The organism is Lachnobacterium bovis DSM 14045 (assembly GCF_900107245.1).
Classification (GTDB): Bacteria; Bacillota; Clostridia; order Lachnospirales; family Lachnospiraceae; genus Roseburia; species Roseburia bovis.
The window spans coordinates 1-11,788 of record NZ_FNPG01000007.1 but is presented as its reverse complement, the minus strand read 5'-3'; the positions used below and the strand labels follow the sequence as shown (position 1 = coordinate 11,788).

Sequence of the window (11,788 nt, the reverse complement as noted above, 5' to 3'; positions counted from 1 at the left end):
TGTCAAGTAAATTTATTAATAAGCTTTTATTTGCGTTTTACATATCAGCTTCTATATTTTAATGAGTTGCCTAATAAAACAATTTTTCATAACTAAATTTAAACAATATTTGTATAAATCTAAATAATATTTTTCAAAACCATCATACTATTTAAAGTAATTTACATACTATTTAAAATATTTAACTCCTGATTCAAAAATCTTAAGGTCTTGCTCACCATAAATGTTAACTGCAACACTCTCTCCACGTCTTTCTGAATGAGCCATCTTACCTAAGATTCTACCATCTGGGCTTGTAATACCTTCAATAGCAAGGTAAGAACCATTAACATTCCACTCTTCGTCCATAGAAGCATTTCCATCACAATCTACGTATTGTGTTGCAATTTGTCCATTCTCCTGTAGCTTTTCTAACCACTCTTTAGATGCTACAAATCTTCCTTCACCATGTGATGCCGGATTTGTATAAACCCCACCTAATTTAGCACCTGCAAGCCATGGTGATTTATTTGATACAACCTTTGTATAAACCATTTTACTTATATGACGGTTGATAGTATTATAAGTTAATGTTGGCGCATCAGATTTTTGTTGTGAAATTTCACCATTTGGAACCAATCCAAGTTTAATCAACGCCTGGAATCCGTTACAAATACCTAATGCTAAACCATCTCTATTAGTAATTAAATCATTTACTGCTTCTGTCATTTTAGCATTTCTAAAAGCTGTTGCAAAGAACTTTGCTGATCCTTCTGGTTCATCACCAGCTGAAAATCCACCTGGGAACATAATAATCTGTGATTGATTAATTGCTTTTACAAATTCGTCAACAGATTCTCTAATATCATCAGCTGTTAAGTTTTTGAACACCTTGACAATTGTATCTGCGCCTGCATTTTCGAAAGCTCTTGCACTATCATATTCACAGTTAGTACCTGGGAAAACTGGAATAAATACTTTAGGTCTTGCTACTTTGTTTTTACAAACATAAATATTTTTTGCATCATATAATTTTTCTTCAACTTTTGAAGTATCATCTGTTGCTTTTGTTGCAAAAACTTTTTCAAGTGGAGCTTTCCATCCATTTAAGGCTTCTTCAATTGGTAAAATCATATTTCCATATACAAATGCCTGTAATTCATTTACATGACCAACAACTTTAACAAATTGCTCTAAGTTAGCTTCTTTTGCAAACTTAAGAACTTCTTCCAAGTATTTATCATCAATTTCACATACTATATTACCAAATCCAGGAGCAAATAATTCTTTTTCTGTAACATCATTTGAAATTGTTACACCAAGTTTATTACCGAATCCCATTTTTGATACAGCCGCTACTAATCCTTTTCCATCTAGCGCATATGATGATTCAATTAAATTCTTTTCAACTAATGAACGAATAAAATCATATAATTTTTTAACTTGTTCATAATTTGGTAAACTGTATTTATCTTTTTCAATAGTAAATAATACTAATTTATCGTCTTCTTTTTTTATTTCAGGTGTCACAACATCTTTTTCACGTGCAACGTCTACTGCAAAAGAAACTAATGTTGGTGGTACATCAATATCATTGAATGTTCCAGACATTGAATCTTTTCCACCTATTGATGGTAAACCAAAACCAATTTGTGCATCATATGCTCCAAGTAATGCCGCAAGTGGCTGACTCCATCTTTTTGCATCGCTAGACATTCTTCTAAAGTACTCTTGGAATGTGAATCTTACTTTCTTATAATCTCCACCTACTGCGACAATTCTTGACAATGATTCTAATACAGCATAAATTGCTCCATGGTAAGGACTCCATGATGATAAATATGGATCAAAACCATAAGACATCATAGTAACAGTATCACATTTTCCTTTTAATACAGGCAATTTAGCAACCATACTCTGTGTTTCTGTTAACTGATATCTTCCACCATATGGCATCAAAACGCTTCCTGCTCCAATAGAACCATCAAACATTTCTACTAACCCTTTTTGAGAACATACATTGATGTCTGATAATTCTTCCATCCAGGCTTTCTTTATATCACCTTCTTCAAGAGCTTTGCAAATACTATTTGAATTAATTTTTTCTAAGTAATTTTCGTTTTCATCTGGCATTTCTACTTCTACATCTGTTTCTTGATGTGCGCCATTTGTATCCAAAAATGCTCTAGAAATGTTAACGATTTCTTTTCCTCTCCACTCAAGAATTAATCGTTTTTCTTCTGTAACAACAGCTACAGTTGTTGCTTCTAAATTTTCTTCTTTTGCATACTGTAAGAACTTATCCACATCTTCTTTTGCAACAACAACAGCCATTCTCTCTTGTGATTCAGAAATAGCAATTTCTGTTCCATCTAAACCTGCATATTTCTTTGGAACCTTATCCAAACAAATTCTTAATCCGTCTGCTAATTCTCCGATGGCAACTGAAACTCCACCTGCTCCAAAGTCATTACATTTTTTAATAATATGGCTAACTTCTTCACGACGGAATAATCTTTGTAATTTTCTTTCTGTTGGAGCATTACCTTTTTGAACTTCAGCTCCACAAACCGATGTAGATTTTGTAGTATGTGCTTTAGATGAACCTGTAGCTCCACCGATACCATCGCGTCCTGTTCGACCACCTAATAAAACGATAATATCACCTGGATCAGAATTCAATCTCTGAACAGCTCTTCTAGGTGCTGCTCCCATTACTGCACCAATTTCCATTCTTTTAGCAACGTAATCTGGATGATAAACTTCTTTTACATAGCCTGTTGCCAAACCAATCTGGTTACCATATGAACTATATCCATGAGCCGCTTCTCTAACTATTTTCTTCTGTGGTAATTTTCCAGCTAATGTTTCTGAAACAGGTTTTGTTGGATCTGCTGCTCCTGTTACACGCATGGCCTGATATACATAAGTACGTCCAGATAATGGATCTCTAATAGCTCCTCCTAAACATGTTGCTGCGCCACCAAATGGTTCGATTTCTGTTGGATGATTATGAGTTTCATTTTTAAAGTTTACTAACCATTCTTCAATTTTTCCATCTACTTCAACCGGAACAACAATTGAACATGCATTGATTTCGTCACTCTCTTCTTGATCATCTAATTTTCCTTCTTTTTTTAGACGTTTCATTGCTAATAACGCAATATCCATCAAGCAAACGAACTTGTCATCTCTTCCTTTATATAATTCCTTATGAGAATCTAAATAATCTTTATAGCTTTCTTCAATTCTTTCTTTATAAAAGCCGTCATCAAATTTAATATTTTTTAACTCTGTTGAAAATGTTGTATGTCTACAATGATCAGACCAATATGTATCTAACACTCTAATTTCTGTCATTGATGGATTTCTTTTTTCTTCATTTGCAAAATAATTCTGAATATGTAAGAAATCTTTAAAAGTCATTGCAAGATTTAATGACTTATATAATTCATTTAATTTTTCTTCATCCATATCAACGAAGCCGTCAAATACTAATACATCTTCTGGCTCTTTAAAATCTTGTCTTAATGTTTCAGGCTTTTCTAAAGATGTTTCTCTAGAATCTACTGGGTTAATACAATGTTTCTTAATTGCCTCAAATTCATCGTTTGAAATATTACCTGCGATGACGTAAGTTGTTGCAGAACGTATAATAGGTTCTTCGTTTTCATTTAACAATTTAACACATTGTTCAGCTGAATCTGCTCTCTGATCAAATTGTCCTGGTAAAAATTCAACAGAAAAAACTCTTTCTCCTGCCAAATCAATTTTTTCCTCATAAACCATATCTACTGGTGCTTCTGAAAAAACTGTGTATAATGCTTTTTTATATGTTTCTTCAGATATATTCTCAATATCATATCTTATTAATACTCTAACAGATTCGATTGAATTAATTCCTAAATAATGTTTAATTTCATGTTTTAGCTCTTTTGCCTTTACCGCAAAATCAGCTTTTTTTTCTACATAAACACGACGTACATCGCTCATAAACTTACCTCCGATAAATCTTTTTGCTACATAAAGTATAACACCTAATTTAGAATTAGCATAATTAATATATTTAATTTTACCTATAAGTTTTACTAATTTTAATTATTTTCATCATATAAATTTTTAATTGACATACTTATAAGTAGTCCTTATAATATATATAAGCCTTATATTAAAAATTAGAAAAGAGGATACAATGGATATTAATTATGAATTATACAAAGTTTTTTATTATGTTGCTTCTTCGTTAAGCTTTTCTGAAGCAAGTAAAAAATTATTTATTTCTCAGTCAGCTGTAAGTCAGTCTATCAAAACTCTTGAACGCAAACTTGAACAACCACTTTTTATAAGAAGCACAAAGAAAGTTCAATTAACACCAGCAGGAAAAGTATTATTAAAACATGTTGAACCAGCTATGAATTTAATTGCTCGTGGTGAAGGCCAATTACTCGATGCAAGCAACCTTGGATTAGGACAACTTCATATTGGTGCTAGTGATACAATTTGTCGATATTTTCTAGTTCCATTTTTTAAAGAATTCCACAAAAAATTTCCAAATGTTCCTATCAAAGTAACTAACGGAACTTCTATAAATTGTGTGGATTTATTATCACAGGGAAAAGTGGATTTGATTGTAACTAATTTTCCAAATTCACACCTAAATCCATCATATTTGCAAAAAACTGTTGCAAATTTTAATGACGTTTTTGTTGCTAATCCTGATTACTTTAATTTAACTCAAAAAGAAATATCTTTCGAAGAATTAAAACACTACCCTCTTATGATGCTCGAAAGAAAAAGTACAACAAGTGAATTTTTACATAAACAATTTTTACAACATCAACTAGAGCTTTTACCTGAAATCGAATTAAGCAGTAATGATTTGTTAATAGATATGGCAAAAATCGGACTGGGAATTGCATTTGTTCCAGATTATTGTGTAAAAGATTCTAGCGAATTATTTATTTTAAATACAAAAGAAAAAATGCCAACACGACAAATGGTTGCATCAGTTAATACTTCGCTTCCTTTATCACCTTCAACAAAGGCATTTTTAGACTTATTACCAACAGTCGAAAACTAAAATTTAACATTATGTTTTCATAATAAAAATATTTTCACATTAAAATTTTAAATAAAAAAGAAAATTGGGCTAAAATTATTATCTTCCAAACAAGTACATAACTTATTCTTTAGTTATAAGATTAAACATACTTATAGATAATAATCTTCGCCCATTTTTCTTTATTGTTTTATTTTTATATTGTTGTTACTTTATATTGTTGTTACAGTTTTAATTTTATAATTATATTTTTTCTATTCTAGTTTTTTGTTTTTTATCTTATTATTTATTGTTTTTCAACTTTTATAATTATTGTCTATTCATATAGAATTAATTTGCATTAAATATGTTCGTACTAATTTTTAAAAACTTTATTCACATCTAATTCTCAGTAACGTTAATATTCTATGCAATAGATAATTCACTTAATACATTTTCAAAGTTTTCATCTTCTCCATGATAACCAATTGTAAGATCTTTATTTACTCCAAGCGCTAAAACACCCAGAATTGACTTTGCATCTATAACGATTCTATTATAAATAACATCAATATCAAAGTCACATTTTCCAGCTGCTTTAACAAAAGCTTTTACTTCGTCAGTATCAGTAAAACGAATTTTTTTCTTATTTTCATACATAAAATACTACCAACTTTCTTAAAAATTTCTGAATATTAACATCAAATATTGTCGCTATAAAAAATTGCAACATAAAAATTATGCCATCATATTATTGTTTTGTCAAAGGATTTATGAGTATATTAAGTATTTTTTATAAAAATTTTATTTAGAATTAATAAGTTAATACAAAAATAATCTATTCGTTTTTCTATATTAATATATTATTTTTAATTGATTTACAAACAAAAAACCCGCATGTTTTAGATATTATTTTCAACATTAATACATACTAATCAAATATATATTCATCTGTTAAAACATCTATCTAAACATACGAGCTATATTTTTTATTGATTTTTTATTAGAATTATTTAATCAATACTTTTATTCATTTTTTTATAGAATATTACAAACATTTCCATCCGTATAATCAAATTATATAATTAATCTACTGAAACAACAGATCCCTTATATTTTTTCTTAATGAAATTCTTTACTTTTTCAGATTTCAAAGCCTTAACAAGCGCTTTAATCTTTGCACTATTCTTGTCACCTTTTCTCACAGCGATAACATTTGAATAAACTTTAGTTGCATCTGAAGTGCTCTTTTCTAGACTTAAAGCATCCTTTATTTTCAATCCTCCATCAATGGCATAATTACCATTAATTACACCTATATCAGCATCATCTAAAGCTCTTGGTAATTGTTCAGCAGCTAACTCTTTAATCTTTAGATTTTTAGGATTTTCAACTATATCTAATACTGTTGATTTAAAACCTTTTTTCTTATCAAGTTTAATTAATCCTTCTTCTTGAAGAAGTAATAAGGCTCTAGCTTCATTTGTAGCATCATTTGGTACTATTACAACTGCGTTGTCTTTAACATCTTTCAATGATTTTATTTTTTTCGAATAAATACCTAATGGTTCAAAATGAATTCTTGCAGCTTCTTTTAAATCAGTTTTATTTTCTTTATTATAATTTTCTAAATATGCTGTATGTTGAAAATAATTTGCATCAATTTCACCATCATTTAATGCCTTATTAGGAATCACATAATCATTATACTCTACGATTTCAAGCTTATAACCTTCTTTTTCTAATTCTCCCTTAACCTGTTCAAGAATTTCAGCGTGTGGAGAAGGTGAAGCACCTATCTTAATTGTTTTATCATCTGATTTAGAACCGCATCCTCCTAAAACTCCAACAGTCATTGTAAATAAAACTCCTGCTGTAATGATTTTTCTTGTGAATTTTTTTGCAATATTCTTTACAATATCCTTTTTCAATGAATTTTTCATACTTATCTCTCCTTTATATTCTTCTAGAATTACTTGTAAATTTTAGTAGTATAATCCTACCTCTTTTTCTTTAGCTTTTAATTATTCTTTTTATCAATCTTCGAAATAATCTATAAGTTATTTCTTCCTTTTATCAGTTTTTCTCACAATAAACATACCTACTTCTTGAAAAACCTGTACAATAATCACAAGCACTGCAACTGTAATTAGCATGACATCTGTTTGATATCTAGTATAACCATAATTTAAGGCTGTGGCACCTAAACCTCCACCCCCTACAAAACCAGCAAGTGCAGAATACCCCAAAATAGTTGTGATTGCGATTGTGCTACCAGTTAAAAGAGATGGTTTGGCCTCTGGTAACAACACTTTTTTTACAATTTGAAAATTAGATGCTCCCATAGACTGTGCAGCTTCTATAACACCATTATCAACTTCTAGTAACGAAGATTCTATCATTCTTGCTACAAATGGAGCTGCACCTATTACCAAAGGTACAATTGTTGCGTTAGTTCCAACTGATGTTCCCACAATTAAACGAGTAACTGGAATCAATGCCACTAACAAAATCAAAAATGGGATTGATCTAATAACATTGATTACTGCGCCAAATAAACCATACACTACTTTATTTGGTCTAATTCCTTCTTTTGATGTTACATATAATAAAACTCCTAAAGGTATTCCTAAAATATATGCTGCAAAAGTACCAACTATTGTCATATATAATGTCTCTGCAACACCATCTAACAACAATTTCATTAAAATATCGAAACTAATACTCATCCTTATATATCCTCCTCATAGTTTATATGAATTTCATCTAAGTAATTTTTAACTTTAGCTAGAACCTTTTCATCTTTTGGCATTTCAATAAGCATTTGTCCAAATGCTTTACCACTAATGTTTTCCGTGCTTGCTCCCAAAATATTAATTTTTGCATTGCATTTTAAAACTAAATTTGCAATTACCGGTTCATATGATGATTGACCATCAAAAGAAAGTCTTATCACTTTTTTCTTATTTTCTACTGCAAAATTACTCAAATCAGGATATAACAATTTCTTAGTATATTGCGATTTCGGAGCTAAAAATATGTCTTTAACCTTTCCCTCTTCTACAATTCTACCTTTATCGATAACAGCTACATAATCACATATTTTTTCTACTATCCCCATCTCATGTGTGATAATTACAACCGTAACACCCAATTTTGCATTTATGTCTTTTAATAAATCCAAAATCGAATTAGTAGTCGTAGGATCAAGGGCACTTGTTGCCTCGTCACACAATAAAACTTCTGGCTCAGTAGCTAATGCTCGAGCTATTGCTATACGTTGTTTTTGTCCTCCTGAAAGTTGAGAAGGAAAATTATCTTTTCTGTCTACTAAATCCACAATTTCAAGATATTTCATAGCTTTAGCTCTTGCTTGTTTTCTAGAAAAACCTGCTAACTCTAATGGAAAACAAATATTATCTAATGCTGTCCTTTGTTCAAGCAAATTAAAATGTTGAAAAATCATTCCCATTTTTTGTCTTTTAATTCGCAATTCCTTATCAGAAATGTCTAACAAGTTCTCTCCATTTAAAAGGACTTTACCACTAGTTGGTTTTTCTAATAGATTAATACAACGAACAAATGTTGATTTGCCAGCACCTGATAAACCTATTATTCCACATATTGATCCTTTTTTAATTTTAAAATTAATATCTGTTAATGCATTAACTTGACCTTTTGAAGTTTGATACATTTTACATACATCATCAAATTCAATTAATACATCATCTAGTCTTAAACTTTCTTGATTTTTATTCATTTTGTACTCCTTGCTAATTTATATGTCATTCGAATCTATTTAAATAAAACATTTAACTCTATCCTATTACGTTTTATTCTAATAAATTCTGACACAATCTTATTCATGACAACAGTATTATCAAAAAAGGGATATGTCGGCCACATATCCCTTTAGGATAAATATTAATACCGTTTACTCTTAAAAATATATCAAAACTTCATAACTCAACTCCAAGTATATTATATCAATAATTCTAAAGATAACATAATATACAGTTTTGATACTCTGATATAACTTAAGTTTATAACAACGATAAACAATATTTATTAATAGTTATAAAAAATTTTTATTACCATATAATTTTACAAAACTTTGTTCTGATATTGTTTTAATTCCTGAACATATCTTTCTCCTAAAGGACTAAGTTTTGCTCCTTTATGCATTATATATCCAATATGCATCTTTTCACTTTCCTTTAAAGGAATAGCAACATAATCATTTCCATTTAAATTTTCACTTATTATTCCGGAACACAACGTAAAACCCAATAATCCTCTCATTAGATTAAGCATAGTAGCTCTGTCGTCACCTCGAATAATCTGCTTATATTGAAAAGTGCTCTTCATTTCTTCCGCAAAATAGAACGAATTATTCGTTCCTTGTTCAAATGCCAAACATGGATAATTCTCTAAATCTTTCATAGAAATAATTTTCTTATCAGCTAACGGATGCCCTCTCCACAAATACACAAATGTATCGCACACAAATAGTTCCTTAAAAATCAGACTATTTTCACTAAAAATTTTTCTCATTATTTTTTCATTAAATTCACTTAAATACAAAACACCTATTTCACTCTTCATATTTTTTACATTTTCAATTACAATATTAGTTTTTGTCTCATGAATTGCGAACTCATACTCGTCCATTCCAAATGTTTTAACCATTTCAACAAATGCCTCAACTGCAAAACTATAATGTTGAGTAGATACACTAAATTTCTTTTTTACAGAAGATGAATTGTATCTTTCTCTTAAAAGATCATATTGTTGGATAACTTGTTTAGCATATCCGATAAATTCTTCTCCTTCTGGTGTAATAACAATTCCTCTATTTGATCTAAGAAAAATAGTTATTCCAGTTTCTTCTTCTAATTCTTTAACTACAGATGACAAATTAGGCTGAGAAACAAATAATCTTTTAGATGCTTCATTCATTGAGCCCGCATCTGCAATTACAATCACTTGATTCAATTGTTGTAAAGTCATAATTCCTCCTATTTTCTATCCTCTAATTATATATCTATAATGAATTTTTAATGTATATATAATACATATTTAATTTAAATATTTCTGTTATCCAATAAACATTATTCATCATATGATTCCAAAAAACTGTGCTTTATTCCATCCTTTTTATAAGCAACAATAGTACTCAAATTAACGTTTTCCACACTTTTGAAAATATTTCCTTCAACATAAGGATTTACCTTCTTTATTTCTTTAATCAAATTCTTTATCTCTTTTCTCTTTGAAGCAGATTCATTTTTTCTGCTATTTAATAATACAGAGGTTTCTTCTGTAAACTTACAAGCACACTGTAAAAAATATAGATTATTATAGTCTCTCCAATTAATAATGTCCTTCTCTCGAATTAAGTATAATGGTCTTATCAATTCTAATCCATCAAAATTTGTACTATGTAATTTAGGCATCATTGTTTGAATTTGGGCGCCATATAACATTCCCATCAAAATAGTTTCTATAACATCATCATAATGATGACCAAGGGCAATCTTATTACACCCCAACTTTTGAGCATAGCTATATAAATAACCTCTTCTCATTCTTGCGCATAAATAACATGGTGATTTTTCTATATCAAATACAGCATCAAAAATAGGTGTATCAAAAATTTTTATAGGAATACCTAGCAATTCAGCATTTTTCTCAATAATTAACCTATTAGCTTTATTATATCCAGGATCCATTACTACAAATTCTAATTCAAAATAGAATCTATCATGTTTTTTTAATTCTTGAAATAATTTTGCCATCAACATTGAATCTTTTCCACCAGAAATACATACCATAACTTTATCATTTGGTTTTAATAGTTCATATGTTTTTATAGCTTTAGCAAATTTTGAAAAAATATTCTTATGAAATTTTTTTCTAATTGATAATTCAACAGAGTCTTTTACTCCTTTATCCGCATTATTCAACTCCTGCTCCATTTCAAATAATACCCACGAAACATAACCATCTTTTATAACTTTAACATCAAATTTCAATTCAAAAAGAAATTTTGCAATTTCAATAGCATCTTTGTTATTATTAGAATATATAATTATTTTTTTTTCTCTATCGAGCTTCAATTTATTACAATCTAAACTATTATGCTGTGCTTCTTCATTTTCCATATCTTTATACAAAAGATCTGCTCTATAATTTATTGCATTAGGTATATGACCATACTTAAACTGATCCTCATCACGTATATCTAATAAAATATAATTTTCTCTGTTTTTAAATATATTCTTATAAAAATCATCTATTTCTAAAAATATTTCTTGCATAATTTTTCTATTCTTCTCCTATTTTTTTAACTATTATAATATATCAAAAAAGAACGCTCTGATTATCCAAAGCGTTCTAACAACAGGGGTGGAAGGAATCGAACCCTCCTCTGGAGTTTTGGAGACTCTTATTCTACCGATGAACTACACCCCTACATCTTTTTTTATTTTTCATATATCTTCAAAACTTCATACAAGCTTTTCTCTTTGAAAACCTTTTTGGTCAAGCCTTCGTCCTATTAGTAACAGTCAGCTACATACATTACTGTACTTCCACCTCTGCCCTATTTACCTGTTAGTCTCTCAGGGGTCTTATCTCCTTTTGGAGGGGATATCTCATCTTGAGGGGGGCTTCACGCTTAGATGCCTTCAGCGTTTATCCCTTCCGAACTTGGCTACTCTGCTATGCCGTTGGTCGACAACAGATACACCAGTGGTTCGTCCATCCCGG

At 29.7% G+C, this 11,788-nt stretch carries 8 protein-coding genes, 1 tRNA gene and 1 rRNA gene; 1 reads left to right on the top strand and 9 read right to left on the bottom strand.

All coding sequences use genetic code 11. The features are described 5' to 3' along the window. Positions 1-168 precede the first annotated feature (168 nt). Positions 169-3,972, bottom strand: coding sequence for a phosphoribosylformylglycinamidine synthase (locus BLV79_RS02950; protein WP_074716054.1), 3,804 nt, complete (start codon positions 3,970-3,972; stop codon positions 169-171). 199 nt (positions 3,973-4,171) lie between these two features. Between BLV79_RS02950 and BLV79_RS02945 the strand changes: the two genes are divergently transcribed. Beyond that, positions 4,172-5,059, top strand: a complete 888-nt coding sequence (locus tag BLV79_RS02945) for a LysR family transcriptional regulator (protein WP_074716052.1) — start codon at positions 4,172-4,174, stop codon at positions 5,057-5,059. Positions 5,060-5,443: 384 nt separating this feature from the next. Here the strand turns inward: BLV79_RS02945 and BLV79_RS02940 are convergent, their stop codons facing one another. The 8 genes from BLV79_RS02940 to BLV79_RS02905 form a co-directional block, all read right to left on the bottom strand. Continuing rightward, positions 5,444-5,677, bottom strand: a complete 234-nt coding sequence (locus BLV79_RS02940; RefSeq protein ID WP_074716050.1) for an HPr family phosphocarrier protein — start codon at positions 5,675-5,677, stop codon at positions 5,444-5,446. 425 nt (positions 5,678-6,102) lie between these two features. Continuing rightward, positions 6,103-6,960, bottom strand: coding sequence for a MetQ/NlpA family ABC transporter substrate-binding protein (locus tag BLV79_RS02935; RefSeq protein ID WP_074716048.1), 858 nt, complete (start codon positions 6,958-6,960; stop codon positions 6,103-6,105). A gap of 117 nt (positions 6,961-7,077) precedes the next feature. After that, the gene (locus BLV79_RS02930; RefSeq protein WP_074716046.1) at positions 7,078-7,746 is read right to left on the bottom strand and encodes a methionine ABC transporter permease; all 669 of its coding nucleotides are present in this window, start codon (positions 7,744-7,746) and stop codon (positions 7,078-7,080) included. 2 nt (positions 7,747-7,748) lie between these two features. Next, on the bottom strand, positions 7,749-8,777 hold the full coding sequence (locus BLV79_RS02925; protein WP_074716044.1) for a methionine ABC transporter ATP-binding protein: 1,029 nt from the start codon (positions 8,775-8,777) through the stop codon (positions 7,749-7,751). Positions 8,778-9,121: 344 nt separating this feature from the next. Beyond that, positions 9,122-10,027 (bottom strand): LysR family transcriptional regulator, encoded by a 906-nt coding sequence (locus BLV79_RS02920; RefSeq protein WP_074716042.1) that lies wholly within the window; start codon positions 10,025-10,027, stop codon positions 9,122-9,124. Between the two features lie 101 nt (positions 10,028-10,128). Beyond that, the gene (locus tag BLV79_RS02915; RefSeq protein WP_074716040.1) at positions 10,129-11,337 is read right to left on the bottom strand and encodes a rhodanese-like domain-containing protein; all 1,209 of its coding nucleotides are present in this window, start codon (positions 11,335-11,337) and stop codon (positions 10,129-10,131) included. 83 nt (positions 11,338-11,420) lie between these two features. Further along, positions 11,421-11,491, bottom strand: a tRNA-Trp gene (locus tag BLV79_RS02910). Positions 11,492-11,556: 65 nt separating this feature from the next. Then, positions 11,557-11,788 (bottom strand): 23S ribosomal RNA (locus tag BLV79_RS02905); the annotation flags it as partial.